The sequence below is a fragment of the Rhodococcus sp. NPDC056506 genome, from assembly GCF_042794945.1.
GTDB lineage: Bacteria > Actinomycetota > Actinomycetes > Mycobacteriales > Mycobacteriaceae > Rhodococcus_F.
The window spans coordinates 52,538-67,199 of the sequence record NZ_JBHTSW010000002.1; the positions used below are offsets into that span (position 1 = coordinate 52,538).

Annotated in this window: 15 protein-coding genes; 10 read left to right on the forward strand and 5 right to left on the reverse strand. The window is 62.6% G+C overall.

What is annotated here, in order from left to right; all coding sequences use genetic code 11:
* The first annotated feature begins 157 nt into the window (after window positions 1–157).
* From ACFQ6H_RS02455 to ACFQ6H_RS02465, 3 genes are read left to right on the forward strand one after another with little or no spacing between them, the layout of a single operon-like run.
* The gene (locus ACFQ6H_RS02455; protein ID WP_378530395.1) at window positions 158–1,528 is read left to right on the forward strand and encodes an MFS transporter; all 1,371 of its coding nucleotides are present in this window, start codon (window positions 158–160) and stop codon (window positions 1,526–1,528) included.
* Window positions 1,529–1,542: 14 nt separating this feature from the next.
* Entirely contained in the window at window positions 1,543–2,007 is a 465-nt protein-coding gene (locus ACFQ6H_RS02460; RefSeq protein WP_378530399.1) for a MaoC family dehydratase, read from the forward strand.
* Window positions 2,008–2,021: 14 nt separating this feature from the next.
* The gene (locus tag ACFQ6H_RS02465; protein WP_378644014.1) at window positions 2,022–3,659 is read left to right on the forward strand and encodes an AMP-binding protein; all 1,638 of its coding nucleotides are present in this window, start codon (window positions 2,022–2,024) and stop codon (window positions 3,657–3,659) included.
* Window positions 3,660–3,666: 7 nt separating this feature from the next.
* On the opposite strand, the gene ACFQ6H_RS02470 is transcribed toward ACFQ6H_RS02465, so the two are convergent.
* The 3 genes from ACFQ6H_RS02470 to ACFQ6H_RS02480 all read right to left on the reverse strand — a co-directional run bounded on the left by ACFQ6H_RS02470 (window position 3,667) and on the right by ACFQ6H_RS02480 (window position 5,290).
* Window positions 3,667–4,029, reverse strand: coding sequence for a hypothetical protein (locus ACFQ6H_RS02470; protein ID WP_378530401.1), 363 nt, complete (start codon window positions 4,027–4,029; stop codon window positions 3,667–3,669).
* A gap of 101 nt (window positions 4,030–4,130) precedes the next feature.
* On the reverse strand, window positions 4,131–4,568 hold the full coding sequence (locus tag ACFQ6H_RS02475; protein ID WP_378643551.1) for a hypothetical protein: 438 nt from the start codon (window positions 4,566–4,568) through the stop codon (window positions 4,131–4,133).
* Window positions 4,565–5,290 carry a TetR/AcrR family transcriptional regulator gene (locus ACFQ6H_RS02480; RefSeq protein ID WP_378643553.1) on the reverse strand — a complete coding sequence of 242 codons (726 nt, stop codon included), beginning with the start codon at window positions 5,288–5,290 and terminating at the stop codon, window positions 4,565–4,567. Before ACFQ6H_RS02480 ends, ACFQ6H_RS02475 begins: the two co-directional genes overlap by 4 nt.
* A 97-nt stretch (window positions 5,291–5,387) precedes the next feature.
* Between ACFQ6H_RS02480 and ACFQ6H_RS02485 the strand changes: the two genes are divergently transcribed.
* Complete coding sequence (locus tag ACFQ6H_RS02485; RefSeq protein WP_378643557.1) at window positions 5,388–5,765, forward strand: VOC family protein; 378 nt, start codon at window positions 5,388–5,390, stop codon at window positions 5,763–5,765.
* On the opposite strand, the gene ACFQ6H_RS02490 is transcribed toward ACFQ6H_RS02485, so the two are convergent.
* Entirely contained in the window at window positions 5,753–7,366 is a 1,614-nt protein-coding gene (locus ACFQ6H_RS02490) for a helix-turn-helix domain-containing protein (protein ID WP_378643561.1), read from the reverse strand. The genes ACFQ6H_RS02485 and ACFQ6H_RS02490 overlap by 13 nt on opposite strands.
* Window positions 7,367–7,473: 107 nt before the next feature.
* Between ACFQ6H_RS02490 and fepB the strand changes: the two genes are divergently transcribed.
* Genes fepB through ACFQ6H_RS02515 form a run of 5 tightly spaced genes read left to right on the forward strand, consistent with a single transcriptional unit; the run spans window position 7,474 to window position 12,298 of the window.
* Window positions 7,474–8,487, forward strand: coding sequence for a Fe2+-enterobactin ABC transporter substrate-binding protein (gene fepB, locus ACFQ6H_RS02495; protein WP_378643571.1), 1,014 nt, complete (start codon window positions 7,474–7,476; stop codon window positions 8,485–8,487).
* A complete protein-coding gene (locus ACFQ6H_RS02500) occupies window positions 8,480–9,538 on the forward strand; it encodes a FecCD family ABC transporter permease (RefSeq protein WP_378643576.1) in 1,059 nt (352 codons plus the stop codon). Before fepB ends, ACFQ6H_RS02500 begins: the two co-directional genes overlap by 8 nt.
* A gap of 2 nt (window positions 9,539–9,540) precedes the next feature.
* Complete coding sequence (locus tag ACFQ6H_RS02505; protein WP_378644016.1) at window positions 9,541–10,590, forward strand: FecCD family ABC transporter permease; 1,050 nt, start codon at window positions 9,541–9,543, stop codon at window positions 10,588–10,590.
* 25 nt (window positions 10,591–10,615) lie between these two features.
* Window positions 10,616–11,434: an ABC transporter ATP-binding protein gene (locus tag ACFQ6H_RS02510; RefSeq protein WP_378643580.1), complete on the forward strand. Its 819-nt coding sequence runs from the start codon at window positions 10,616–10,618 to the stop codon at window positions 11,432–11,434.
* Window positions 11,435–11,455: 21 nt separating this feature from the next.
* Window positions 11,456–12,298, forward strand: coding sequence for a siderophore-interacting protein (locus ACFQ6H_RS02515; RefSeq protein WP_378643585.1), 843 nt, complete (start codon window positions 11,456–11,458; stop codon window positions 12,296–12,298).
* A gap of 48 nt (window positions 12,299–12,346) precedes the next feature.
* Here the strand turns inward: ACFQ6H_RS02515 and ACFQ6H_RS02520 are convergent, their stop codons facing one another.
* Window positions 12,347–13,696: a lipase family protein gene (locus ACFQ6H_RS02520; protein ID WP_378643590.1), complete on the reverse strand. Its 1,350-nt coding sequence runs from the start codon at window positions 13,694–13,696 to the stop codon at window positions 12,347–12,349.
* A 289-nt stretch (window positions 13,697–13,985) separates the two neighbouring features.
* Here ACFQ6H_RS02520 and ACFQ6H_RS02525 point away from each other — a divergent pair, with 289 nt between their 5' ends.
* Window positions 13,986–14,627 (forward strand): TetR/AcrR family transcriptional regulator, encoded by a 642-nt coding sequence (locus ACFQ6H_RS02525; protein ID WP_378448339.1) that lies wholly within the window; start codon window positions 13,986–13,988, stop codon window positions 14,625–14,627.
* The last annotated feature ends 35 nt before the right edge of the window (window positions 14,628–14,662 follow it).

Sequence of the window (14,662 nt, forward strand, 5' to 3'; positions counted from 1 at the left end):
ATTGATAGCTACCTGTGTACTGGCAAATTGCAGTCATATTCATCAATCGATCGATTGAAAAAAGCTTGACTGTGCCCTGGGTCACTGCATAGGGTCCTAGTCGAGCCTCGCTCTCGGTGCGCGAGCTAACAGGGCACTCCATACAAGGAGCAATGACATGAACGACGCGAATCCTCCATCTCCCGCAACTGTCGACAGGCCTGCCCTGCGGCGGGTGGCCGGATCAGTTCTGGTCGGTACCACGATCGAGTGGTACGACTTTCAGATCTACGGTGCCTCCGCCGCTTTGGTCTTTGCGCCGCTGTTCTTTTCGGGCGCAGATCCCGCGCTCGCGACGATTCTCTCCTTCGCCACCTTCGCGGTCGGCTTCCTGGCGCGGCCGCTCGGTGGCGTTGTGATGGGCCACTTCGGGGACCGAATCGGACGCAAGAAGGTCTTGGTTCTTGCACTTCTTCTGATGGGAGCCGCGACGTTCCTGGTCGGTGTCCTTCCGACGTCCAACCAGATCGGTGTGTGGGCCCCGATTCTTCTCGTATTGCTGAGGCTGATCCAAGGCTTCGGTGTCGGCGGTGAGTGGGGCGGCGCAGTTCTGACTGCTGTGGAATACGCGCCGAAGAATCGCCGAGGCTTCTACGGCAGCATGCCGCAGGTCGGTGTGCCGGCCGGTCTGCTGCTGGCAACGGCCGTCATGTTCGGCACCAAGGCGCTCACCGGAGACCAATTCCTGGTGTGGGGGTGGAGAATTCCCTTCCTGCTCAGTATCGCGTTGGTCGCCGTGGGACTTTACATTCGCACCGCGTTGGAAGAGACTCCCGCATTCGCTCGCGTGAAGCAACAGAACACCGCGGTCAAGATTCCGATGGTCGACGCGTTCAAGAACTATCCTCGTCAGATCATTCTTGCCGCAGGTTCGATGATCAGCACAGGCGCTTACTTCTACATCCTCAACACGTACAGCCTGACGTACGCCGACCAGTTCGATCTGCTGTCCGGAAACCTCATGCTCGGCGCGGTCATGGTGTCCGCACTCGTGGCGGTCATCTTCATTCCGATCTTCGGCCAGCTGTCCGAGAAATTCGGCCGACGCCGGATCCTGATGGTCGGCATCACCGGCATGGGTGTGTGGGTCTTTGTTGCCTTTGCCGCAATAGATACCGGCAACTTCTGGATCACCACCGGGGCACTGGCCGTCGGCGCCTTCATGCTCAGCATCTCCTACGGGCCGCAGGCGACGTTCATCGCCGAATTGTTCGACGCTCGGGTGCGGTACAGCGCAGCGTCCATCGCTTTTCAAATCGGTGTGCTCTTGGGTGGTGCAATCGCGCCGATGGTTGCCGCCATGTTGGTCCGCGCAACCGGCGGATCGTTTGCGGTCGCTGTGTATATCGCTGCCTTGTCGGTCATTTCGCTGATCAGCGTCTACTTCGTCCGTGACTCGGACCTCGACGAAGGAAGCCGCGACATGTACATCGATGACAACGGGGCCTATCTGCCGCCAGTCGATCAACGCTCCACGGTCGTCAACTAATAGAGGAAACTTCAATGATCACAAAGAGTTTCGAAGAGATCTCTGTCGGAGACATTGCGGTAACGGACCCGCGGGTCGTCACCGAAGACTATGTGCGAAGCTTCGCCGACCTCACTTGGGACCGTCATCCCCTTCATCTCGACCCCGACTATGCACAGCAAACACGCTTCGGTCGCCAGATCGCCCACGGCGCTCTCATGCTGTCCACTTTGCTCGGTCTCGTGGAGTTGGATCCTCGTTACCTCCAGTGCTTCTACGGACTTGACCAAGTCAGGTTCCACCGGCCGACGTACCTGGGTGACTCGGTGCACGCAGTGTCGGAAGTGCTGTCGGTCCGCCCTCGCTCGGACGGTGAGACCGCGATCGTGACGTCCAAGGGCTCACTCGTCAACCAAGATGGAGACCTTGTGTTCTCGGGCGACTTCTCTTTTCTGGTAGGCGCAACGCATTCGCTCGACCTCGAAGTGGGTGCTCGGTGAGCTCTCGGCCGCACTTGTCCTGGTGGCAGGACCTCGAGGCAGAACACTTCGAATGGTCTGTGCCAGAGCACTTCAACATCGCGCACGCATGTGTCGATGTACAGAATCCCGATGACCTGGCCCTCGTCGTAGACACCGGTGGACACTGGGCACGGTACACATTCGGTGAAGTCGCCACGATGAGCCGAAAGTTCGCAACCGTGCTCGCGGATCTCGGCCTGGTCTCAGGCGATCGCGTCGGTGTGATGGTCCCACAGGGTATCGAGGTTCTCGCGACACATCTGGGCGCCTTCCGATCCGGAATGGTTACCGTTCCGCTCTCGGTCAAGTTCGGGTCCGACGCATTGGTGCATCGAATGCGTGACTCCGGTGCGAAAGTTCTTGTGATCGAGAAGGACTGCTATGAAAGAGTTGCCGACGGAATCGGTGAGATCCCGGGTCTCGAAGCCGTAATCGTTGTCGGAAGGCTCGATCAGCTCTCCGATTCGATGCCCGTGCAAATCCTCGATTTCCACAGCATCGTCGACGATGCCGCAGAAAGTAGTGAACTGGTAGCCACGGGCCCCGATTCACATGCCATCATCATCTACACCTCGGGAACGACCGGGAATCCGAAAGGCGCGCTCCACGGGCACCGAATCCTTTTGGCGCACATGCCCGGTATGCGGACGGCATTCGACAATGCGCCGCAGCGGGGAGACGTCTTCTGGACGCCTGCAGACTGGGCCTGGATCGGTGGTCTGTTCGACGTGCTGTTCCCCGCACTTGCGTTGGGGTGTCCCGTCGTTGCGACACCCGACAAATTCACGCCGGCGCGTGCGGTCGAGATTCTGAGCCGTCACAAGGTGACGGGCGCCTTCATTCCGCCCACTGCGCTCAAGCAGATGCGAAGCATCGGCGTCGACAAGACTGCTGCGCGTGGTATTCAGCTGCGGGCATTGGGAACTGGTGGTGAGGCACTCGGTGACGCCCTGCAAGCCTGGGTTGCAAGCACTCTCGGCGTAGCTGTCAACGAGTTCTACGGGCAGACGGAAATGAATCTGACCATCGGCACGTCGCGGTCGAAGTGGAGTCCCGCCAGCGGCTCGATGGGTCGCGCCTTCCCCGGCTTCGAAGTCACCCTCCTCGATCCGCTCGGCGAGCTGGTCGAGATTGGTGAGGTAGGCGAGATCTGTGTGAAGGCCGGCAATCCCGGACAGTTTCTCGGATATTGGAATCAGCCGTCGAAGACCGATGAAAAGGTGTACGACGGTTGGATTCACACCGGCGATCTGGGTCGGACTGATGACGCCGGGAACTTCTGGTACCAGGGACGTGCCGATGACGTCATTTCGTCCGCGGGGTACCGAATCGGCCCCGGAGAGATCGAAGAGTGCCTGCTCTCGCACGACGAGGTAGCCATGGCAGGCGTCATCGGTGTTCCGGATCCGTTGCGCGGCGAGGCGGTTCACGCTTTTGTCGTACTGTCCGAGGGATCGAACTCCTCGGAGGAGCTCCGTCAGGAGTTGCAGACCCACGTGAAAAGTCGCCTTGCTTTCTACCAGTACCCCAGGGAGATCACCTTCATCGACAGCTTGCCGCTCACGACTACCGGCAAGATCCTCCGACGTGAACTCCGAGTGTTGGCCACTGCCGCGAACGGACTTGGCTAGCAGAGGGCTACATGTTGGGTAGGACAACTACGAAGAACCAGCCGCTCAGTGCCAGACCGATGAATCCGGTGAAGAGGCCGACTATCGCATCCCACGGCAGCTGGCGGGCATTCGAGAGCAGATGCCCGCCAGACTTCTTCGGGTGACGGCGGAGCGCGAAGATTCCTGTTGTAATCGCGCCGACGCCCAGCAGGATGCCGAAGCCGAAAGCCCAGAACAGGAGCACCGACAGTGCGCCGAGCATCTCCGATCTTTCACTCCAGCGCGCGACGCGCTGTGTTTCGGTCGGGGGAGGCCACTTGTGAGAAGGCGTCAGCGCTGCTCCGAAACGGCGGGTGCGGCGACGGATCGACTGGTCGCTGAGAAACATTCTTCACCACCGCAGGAGTTGAGTTGATGAGCTCGGTCGATGAGCCGTTGGTATCTACTCGTCTACCCCGTCTTGGCGGATGTATGCCGCTGAATTTAGGGCTAGGTGGTTGGCGCTTCTTCCCAGGAGTTTCCGTTCCACACGATGGAGATGGGGTATTCGTTGTTGACGCCGTTTTCCCAGTAGTCGATGACGCCGTGGCGCTCCGATTCGAGTTCGATCCAGCCGATGCTGAATCCCCCACGGAGGACGCGTTGAGCCCGCCGGTCGATGTTGTCCAGCGAACTGCAGAGCCCTCGGACTCGGGAATCGATCCAGTCTGCAGAGGGGTCGGGGACGGTGATCTCCAAGATGCTCGCGTCGCTCAACGGAATCTCGATCAGAAGCTCTCCGGAATCTCGTACCTCTCGGGTCGACCGATTCTCGTAGGCGTGCAACAGCTCTCGCGGCTCGTACAACGAGGGGTTGCCACCGGACCGTCGAGACCAACCGAAGCGCAGCACGGACGTATTGTCTCCCACGAATTGCAGGAATGTCATTCGATGTGAACAAGGCCCTCCAGGGCGTCCAGGACCCGGTCCAGTCCGAACTCCCACGCCGCCTCGGGGCTGTACGGGGTGTTCTTGGCCTCGCCGGCCGCGCCGCCGACTCGCTGCGCCAACGGGAAGTCGTCGTCGAGGTAAGCGGCCAGACGCTGGTTCCAGGACGACCACACCTCGGCCATGTCGGCTGCTCGAGGGTCGGGGCGACGCGCTTGCGCCGAGGATCGGGCGAAGTCGGCCACGAATGTCAGGGCGGAGTCCCGGTCGATGTCGGTCAGTCCCGTGTCGTCGAAGGCATGAAGTTCGTGGTCGTATTTCGCGATCGTGCCCGGTCCTAACGCGGCGCGCTGGTCGGCGATGTCGAGGAGCCACCAATGCTCCGCATAGAGGGCAAGTTCTTCCTCGGCGACCCGGCGCACCCGTTGGCGCCAGGTCATGCTTCCGTACGGCAGGCGGGGGCTGTTTCCGTGCACGGCGTCGACCATCAGTACCAGCAGATCGTCGCGCGATCCGACGTGGGTGTAGAGCGCCATTCCCGAGATGCCGAGGTCGGTGGCGAGGCGACGCACGGTCACGGCGTCGAGCCCCTCGGTATCGGCAAGGGCGAGCGCAGCGTCGACTGCCTGTGAGGTCGTGACCTTCGCCCGCGGGCCGCGGGCGCCACCCTTCGGTGCGAGGGGGTGATCGCGCCAGAGTAGGTCGATCAGTTCGCGTGCCATCAGTCGTCTCCAAGAATCGGGAACACCTCAACTCTGGTATACCTTATACGGTGCATACTGTATGCACTGCATAAGGTTTATGGTCATGGAGGCCACGATGAAAATCACCAGCACTGCTCTGTCCTTGAACGTTGCCGACACCGACGCGTCGGCGCGCTTTGCGAAAACCCATTTCGGTTTCACCGAGGCCATGGCCGACGACGGCTTCGTTTCCCTGAATCATCCGGATGCCGGGGTCAACGTGGTCTTCCTGCGCACTGGCCTCGGGACGTTCAAGCCCGACTTCGTCGCAGGTCCGGCCGGTCAGGGCATGCTCGTCGCATTCGTGGTCGATGACCTCGACGCCGAGTTCTCCCGAATCGCCGCCGAAGGTGCCTCCGTCGTCACCGAGCCGGAGACCGAACCGTGGGGCGAGCGCTACTGCCAGTTCGTCGACCCCAACGGAATCGTGTGGCAACTCGTTCAGTGGGTGTGAACCCGAGTGTTCGGCTCGGCGGCGCGCGGCACCGAACGTAACCAGAGGGCGCGTTCGACGGACTGAGCTTGGAAACGCTGCGGTGAGATCCCGTGCGCAGTGCGAAACGCGCGGCTGAATGCGGACAGGTGCGCGTAACCCAGGTTTCTCGACACAGTGCCGGGTGCAATCCCGAGTTGGAGTTGGGTGCGCGCCTGGGTCATCCGCGAAAGGGAGCGCCATTGCGGATACGTGGAGCCGGTCTCGGTCCGGAACTCCCGGCGCAGACTGGCCGCGTCGGTGCCGAACTCTTGCGCCCACTCGTCCAGTGTGCGAGGGTCGGCCGGCCGGGCGGCGATTGTCGCTGCCAGTCGCGTGGCAATCGAATCGGCGACGGATTCGTTCGAAACCGATTGCGCGAGAGGGCCGGTGGCGATGATGTCGAACACCGCGTTGCCGTCGTGGCCACGTGGCCGCAAGGGCGTGTACGCGGCGACGAATGTGTGCAACAGGGCCAATTCGTGTTCGCGGGAGAACTGGACTGTCTCGAGGGCGTCGGCAGTAACGGTCGACCCGTTCGAGGCGCGGAAGCCGAGCGGTAGCAGCAGTGAACCCATCGGAACTGTGACGGTATTGCGGACGCCTGCAGGCAGGATCATTGCCTCGCCGGTGCGCAGTTCCCAGCTGCAGTCGGCGACATCCACCCGAGCTTCGCCTCGGTAGACCCACACTGCGACGTGGGCGCCGTTGACGCGCGGCCACGTCGCGTTGGCCGGGATCGGCGGCGCGGTGTCCCCGGATTGTCCGGGCTGTGCGAGCATGCGGACCAATGCCTGGTCATTGTCTGTGCGCGCACTTCGATCGGTTGGGCGGGAGCGGGTCCGTCGACGATAGTCGCTCGGGCTCTCTCCTAACTGGGCTCGGAACGCGCGAGTGAATCCGCTGCCCGTTTCGAAGCCGACTTCGTTTGCTATCCAACCGATCTCGCGGTCCTGCTTCAGATACTCCAACGAGGCGGCGATCCGCGCTCGAAGCCGCCAGCGAGTGAAGGTGAGGCCGGTCTCCTCCACGAAATACCGCTGGAGCGTTCGAGTGCTGATCCCGGCGCGCTTCGCGAACTGTCCCTCGGTGTCGTCGGCGCCAGGTGTTCGCAACAGGGCGTGCGCGATCTCGAACGCTTCCCGTGACTGCGGCAGTCGCGGCAGCGACGTGCATCCGTCGTCCGCCCGGGCGATCATTTCGAACAGAGACGTCGGCCTTTCCGCGTCTCCGCGCAGATAGCCCAGGTTGTGAACGAACTCGTGGATCAGTCTGTCTTCCCACCCCGGCGGCACGCGCAGGCGAGTCACGGCCGTTGGTCCGTCGGTGACGCCGTCCGAGGGTGGAAGCAGGATGGGGAACGCGACGGAATTCGAATCCGTCTCCATCGCGTATCGCACGCCGGCCGGGATCCACAGCAATTCGCCTGCCGGTATCTCGTGGACGGCCGATCCGGCTCTGACGCGTCCGCTGCCTGCAAGAACCCAGAACAAGAGTGGTGAGCGGCCGGTGCTGAGTTCGGTGCTGCCGGCGCGGATCGGCCCCAAGTCGACCGTGTCCGACCCTCCCGATAGTGGTAACACGTTGGCGCTCCTGGACAACCTTTGCTACTTAAGTATGGCTAACTTTACCTCTCGGTCGGTCTGCGTTCGCAGCGGCAACTCTCGTACCGTCAGAAAGCCACATACTCATGCGCAGATCTCTACGCCCGGCGGCGGCAATACTCGCCGCGGTCGTCGCCCTCGCTCTAGCAGGCTGCTCGAATTCGTCAGGTAGTGACACCGGAACCGAGGGCACCCAGAAAACCTCCGGGTCCACCGAGGGATGGCCGCGCACCGTCGAGCACGGTGGCCGCAGCACCGAGATCACCGCAAAGCCGACTCGGATCGTGTCCACCTCGCCGTCCTTGACCGGCACGCTGCTCGCGATCGGTGCACCGGTGGTCGCGAGTGCGGCAACAACGCCGTCGGGAATGACCGACAGTCAGGGATTCTTCTCTCAGTGGTCGGACGTGGCGGCTGATCGTGGCGTCGAGGTGCTCTACCGAAATCTCGAGCTGGACCTCGACGCGATCGAGACCTTCGAGCCCGATCTGATCATCGGGTCCGCCAACGGCGGCGACTCGACGCTCGACGCCTACGCACAGCTGAGCGATATCGCGCCCACCGTTCTTCTCGACTACGGCGCCAGCTCCTGGGAGGAGCTTGCGGCTCAGCTCGGGGCGGCGACCGGACTCGAGACCGAGGCCGACAAGACCGTCGACGAGTACGACAGCTGGGTGACCACGCAGGCCGGGAAGATAAAACTTCCCGAGCAGCCGGTGACGGCACTGGTCTACATGGGAGCCGACGGGGTCTGGACATTCCGAGCCGACAGCCCGCAGGGCAATCTGCTGACCTCGCTCGGCTTCACCTATGCCGAGCCCTCCGAACAGTTTGTCGCCCCGGACAAGCGGGGTGCCTCCGGCGTCGCGATCGTCAGCTCCGAGAACATGTCTGCCGCACTTGACGGTTCGCAGACGCTGTTTGCCGTCTCGATGGGCCCCAAGGACGTGGAGAAGCAACTCGCGGCCGACCCGCTCCTTGCGAATCAACCTGCGGTCAAGGGTGATCGGGTCTACACGATGGGAACTGCAGCTTTCCGTCTCGACTACTTCAGTGCGAAGCAGACAGTCGAGCTACTGGTGTCCACGTTCGGTGGATGATCGCGTGACCACTTCTGCGCAGTCCCAGATTGAAGCACCGCTGCGGTCTGGGACAGCCGCGCGTGCGGGGTTGTTGGTCGCCGCCTCCGTCGTCGTGATCGTGCTGGCATCCATCGGTGGACTCGTCCTCGGCTCTCGTAACATCCCGGCCTCCACTGTGATCGACGCAGTGCTTTCCTACGACGCCGGCAGTAACGAGCACCTCATCGTGATCGAATCGCGGTTGCCTCGAACAATTCTCGGGCTTGTCGTCGGGGCCGCGCTCGGACTGGCCGGTGCGCTGATGCAGTCGATCACCCGCAACCCTCTGGCTGATCCGGGGTTGCTGGGGGTGAACGCCGGAGCGTCAGCGGCAGTTGTGATTGCGATTGCCTATCTGGGGGTGACCTCGGTCGGCGGTTATCTGTGGTTCGCGCTCGCCGGCGCGGCCATTGCCTCGGTAGGTGTGTACATGTTGGGGTCGGCGCATCGCAGCGCCGCGACCCCAGCGCGCATGGCGCTCGCCGGTGCCGCTGTGGCGACGGCGATCACGGCGCTCACCAGCATGGTTCTCATCAGCAACGAGGCCGCATTCAATCAGTTCCGATTTTGGGCGGTCGGCTCGTTGCAGGGCCGCGGCGGGGACGTGATCGTCACCATCCTGCCCTTCGTCATTGTCGGTATCGCGTTGTCGTTGTTGCTGATTCGACCACTCAATGCGATCGCGCTCGGCGAGGACGTCGCCAAAGGGCTCGGCGCCCGCACCGGACCCGCCCGGATCGGGTCCGCTGTTGCAGTCATCCTGCTGGCGGGAGCCGCTACTGCGGCCGCAGGCCCACTCGGCTTCGTGGGGCTCGCTGCGCCGCACATCGTGCGCGGCGTTGTCGGACCGGATCTGCGGTTGCTTCTGCCGTGCGTGCTCGTCGTCGCGCCGGCGTTCCTGCTCTTGGCCGACGTTCTCGGCCGCGTTGCCACCGCACCGGGCGACCTCCAGACGGGGATAGCAGTGGCTGTGCTCGGCGGCCCGTTGTTTGTCGCGCTCGTTCGCTCGCGGAGGGTGGCGTCGCTGTGAACATGATTGCAGCGCAGCCGGTCCCACCGCTGTTTCGCGGCTGGGTAGTTCGAATCGGGTCGGGGTCGTGGCGAATCGTCCCGCGAGTGCTGTTCGTAGCCATGACAATCAGTGCGGCACTGGCGGCACTCTCGTTTGCCACGCTGATGTACGGGACCCTGGACCTGTCGTTGGGTGAGGTGTGGCGCGCCCTGCACGGCGAAGGCAGCGCGGCGGCGGTTCGGTCCGTCCAGAACCGCCGTCTGCCACGGCTGATCACGGCGATCGGGGTGGGCGGCGGCCTCGGTGTGGCCGGCGCGGTTTTCCAGACGCTTTCGCGCAACGTTCTCGGCTCGCCGGACATCATCGGTTTCACGACGGGCGCTGCGACAGCGGCGGTGGTCCAGATCGTGTTCTTCGGCGGCGGGGTACTGCAGACCGCGGGCGCCGCTGTTCTCGGCGGCATGCTGACCGCCTTGCTCGTGTACGCCCTGGCACGTAAAGACGGGGTCAGCGGCGGCCTTCGCCTCGTCCTCGTCGGCATCGGAGTGGGCGCGATGCTGAGCGCGGTGATGTCTTTCCTTGTGGTGCGCGCGGATATCGACGACGCCACCGTGGTGCAGCAATGGACGGCCGGTTCGCTGACCGGGCGCGGTTGGCCGCACGCGGTCAGTGTTGCGATCGCCGTTGGTGTTCTCGTTCCCGCTCTCGTCGTGGTTTCCCGGCGCGTCACCATGATGGAGATGGGCGACGACGCAGCGTCTTCGCTCGGAATCTCCGTGGAGCGATACCGATTCGCCGGCATCCTGCTTGCGGTCGCGCTCACCGGAGCAGCGACAGCCGCCACCGGTCCCATCGCATTTGTTGCGCTCGCCGCTCCCCAGATCGCACGCCGGTTGGCACGGCGCAGCGGTGTTCTTGTCGCAACCTCCTTCCTGCTCGGCGCAGTTCTGTTGGCGGGCGCCGACTTGATCGCGCAAGCGGTCGAGGTCGGTCTCCGCGCGCCGGTCGGTCTTGTCACCAGTCTGCTCGGCGGTGCCTATCTGATCTGGCTGCTCGCCCGTCAGGCCTGAAAAAACCTCGTTACGAAAGAGATTCATGACCACTTCGACATCAAGGCTGCGCGCTGAGAAGATCGAGCTTCGGTACGCCGATCGAACCATCGTGGACGAGTTGAGTCTCGAGATCCCCGACGGCGGGTTTACCGTGGTCGTCGGACCGAACGGGTGCGGCAAGTCGACTCTGCTCCGAGCGCTCGGCAGAATGCTCACTCCCCGATCGGGCCGGGTTGTGCTAGGCGGTAACGATATTCGGTCCTGCCGCACCAAAGAAGTGGCCCGGCGAATCGCTCTGTTGCCGCAGTCCCCGCTTTCCCCCGGAGCGATCAGTGTCGCCGACCTCGTCTCCCGCGGCCGATATCCGTACCAGAGCATGCTGCGCCAATGGTCACCCGAAGACGAGCGAGTTGTCTCCGAGGCGCTGACCGAGGTCGGAATGCGCGATGCAGCAGATCAATTGGTAGACGAGTTGAGCGGTGGGCAACGACAACGTGTGTGGATAGCGATGACACTCGCGCAGCGCACCCCGGTGTTGTTGCTCGACGAACCGACCACCTTTCTCGACATCGCCCATCAGATCGAAGTTCTCGACCTCTGTTCCCAACTTCACCAGTCCGGTCGAACATTGGTCGCGGTCCTGCACGACCTGAACCTCGCGGCCAGATATGCCACGCATGTGGTCGCGATGCGGTCCGGAAAAATCGTCATGCAGGGCGGTGCCTCGGAGGTCTTCACCCCCGAGTTGTTGCGCGAAGTGTTCGACCTCGAGGCTCTGGTTCTCGAAGACCCGGAAACCGGACGGCCACTTGTTGTTCCGCGTGATCGCCGACCTGTCACCCCGCTACCCGTCCGCAATTGAACCACCGATCAGGAGATATCAATGACTACCGCATCTCGACCTGAAGAAACTGAAACGTCTGCGTCGGCAAAGGCGCCACGCGGAGAAGACCACGACCGCGGTCTCAACGACGTGGTCGCCGTCGTCGAACGCGTCGAACGCCCGACCGAGAGTATCCTGCGCATCACGGTCCACTTGACCTCGTCGGCGGATGATCCGAATTGGTTGCGTCCCAACGTCGCATTCCGCATTCAGCTAGGTCCGCAGTACGGCGACATCTCTCGTGTCTACACGGTGCGCACTTTCGACGCGTCGAGTGGTTCGATGACCTTCGACGTCGTGCTGCACGGGCACACCAGCCCGATGATGAGGTGGGCCGACGAGCGCCGTGTGGGTGACTCGTTCTCGCTCACCGGTCCTCGCCCGCACTTCCTCGTTCCCGAGATCGCTGGTCGCCGCGTCGCGCTGTTCGCCGACGACACCGCAATACCCGCTCTCTATTCGATTCTGCTTCAGTGGCCCGAGGGCCTGACCGGCGTCGGCTGGGTCGCCACCGGTGACGCCGAGGCGTTCGCGGAACTGCCCGTGATCCCCGGTCTCGAATTGCACCACGTCGAGGAACGCCTCGCCGAGTATGCTCTCGAGCTCGAGAATCCAGGGGACTACGCGGTGTGGGGAGCCGGGGAGCGCGACGAGATGCGTGCTATCCGAGCGCATTTCCGAAAGATAGTCGGCCTGGCGAAGGATGACGTGGTTGTCTTCGGCTACTGGAAGCGCGGGGTCAGCACCACCGAGATCGATCAGAACCGACTTCGGAACTACACGAGCATCCTCGAAAGCGGCGGCACGCTTGCAGATATCGACGATCTGGCAATCGGGATCTGACTACGCGGGATCTGACGACGCGGGATCTGACGACGTCGGTTGGATTGTTCAGCCCACCGCGTGCTCTTCCGGCGCCAGCGAGTTACCCGGTGCGATGTTCGAGCAGTTGTTCGGCGCTGGGTTCCCGTTGAAACGGTCGTTGAGCCAGGTTATGGCGCCGGGGAGCCACAGCGCGCCACCGGGAACGTGACTGATGGTGTCGTACTGGTCGTACTGGATGGGTAGACCTGCGTCGCAGTAACGAGTGGCGAGTGTGCGGACGTCCCCGGCAACCATGACGCCGTCGCCGGGGCCGACGCCGGGCCCACCTGGCTGGGTGCCTTCGAGAACTCCGTTTGCCGCCTGGGCAATGAACATCGGGATGGTGGGTATCGGCGCGATGCCCATGTTGACCTTGTTTGCGACGTCGACGTACTCGGATACCGAGTTGGGATTGGCGTACTCCGGTTTGGCAATGTCCTGCCAGGTGACTCCCGGATACTGCAGGATCACGTTCCCGATCGAGGCGTCCTCGAGGCGGGGCAGGAGTTCACGTCCCCGATCGCTGATATACGGATCGAAATCGATGTCGTAGGCACGGGCGAGTCCGACGACTGCCATCCCGACAACGCCTGCCCAACCGATACTTCCGTTCGCGTACCGGAGATTGTTTGCCGGGTTGACCAACAGTCCACCCTGGGCCGCGCCGATCAGGTCTTCGTTGATGTCCGGGGCGTAGTCCGGTGCGAGGATGGACGCCCAATTGGTGGCTATTGCACCACCCGAGTACCCCATCAGTCCGATCTCGGCTGAGTCGGAAATACCTGTCTCGGGAGTGTTGCGAGCGGCGCGGATGGAGTCGAGAGTCATCATTCCGTATTCGGGTCCTGCCGCGAAGTCTGCGTTCGGGCCCTCGGTGTCGGGAATGACGACGGTGTAGCCCAGCGCCAGTAGAGGACCGAACATGACGGCTTCGCCGGAAGCGAGAGTCCCGCCGAAGGCGACATTGCGTCCACTGGTGGACAGGCTGCCGATCGGGGTGTCCCCCGCGACGGCCCGTGACGGCCCGTCTTCTGGGTTCAGTGAGTCGTAAGCCGACTGGAATGAGACGACTTTGTCCGGCTGGGCGTTGGGCGGTCGAAGAATCGAGGTGACATTCGCAGACGGCCGGCCCAGAGCGTCGGTCGACCGGTACAGCACCTGTACGGCCTGCAGCGGGGTGGGGATGTTGACGGCGTGATAGGGCAAGGTTCTCGTTTTGAGAACGGCCCCAGGCTGATACGAAGACAGCGGTGCCAAACCGTCGTACTGGTAGAAGGGATCTGCCGACGGTTGCGCGGCGACAGTTGGTGCTGTGATGCCCGTGAGTGCAATGGCTGTCAGTGCCACCACTCCCCGAAAGAGAATCCTTGATGCCACGGCCGACCCCTCGATTTCGTATGTCACTGTGCGCTTGACGAACTGTTGTGATGGCGCCCACACGTTATCTTACTTTTGAGTAATAAACGAGGGGGTTTGTCTTGTTCATTCGAATCAGATTTGGATGCAATGGCTTTGAGGGATGATCAGCTGCCGTGAGGCTCTCTTTCTGCTGTCATGTGTACGATACGACTAGTAGCTATCGCATCCATCGGGTGCCTCGGGCCGCATGCGCTCGACATCAACAAAACCCCTGTGCTGCAAGGGGTTGACGGGCAAAGGAGGACGCATGGGCAAACGCACTCCCAGCGAGGGGGTGTCTCGCAATCCCGGCAATACCGAGACGGGATTGCTCACTCCTCCAAGTGGCACACGTAGTGAAGTGGCCCACGAGAAGGCCCTCCGATCGGCGGAATCCCTTCTGAAGTCCGGTGGGATGAAGGCCGCGACCATCGATGCGATCTCCGAACAATCGGGCGTCAGCAAGGTAACTCTGTATCGGCACTGGCCGTCGCGCCAGGCGATCGCCGCTGAAGCGTTCGGTGTGCTCATGGCCCGGCACTTGACGTTTCCGGAGTCTGACAGTGCGCAAGCCGATTTGAACGACTACCTCGGGGACATCGGAAAGTTCTACGGAGGACCGCTCGGTTCGATCTTCGCTGAACTTGTCGGCGCGTGTGCCAACGATCCGACGACGGCGGCGTACTTCCGCACCTTCTTCCTCGACGAACGTCGTCGCGGCTTCGCCGAACTGATTCGACGATGTGTGGAGTCCGGATACTTCCGCGACGACATCGAGATCGAGGAAGCGATCGATCTCTTCTTCGGACCCTTGGTCTACCGGATGTTGGTGGGGCACGCGAGTATCGACGACAACACGGTGCGCTCGATCATCGATCATGCCGTTCGTGGACTCCGGAGCGATACCTAAGAGGTTTATCCGTTGGAATCCTTGTGCTGGAGAGG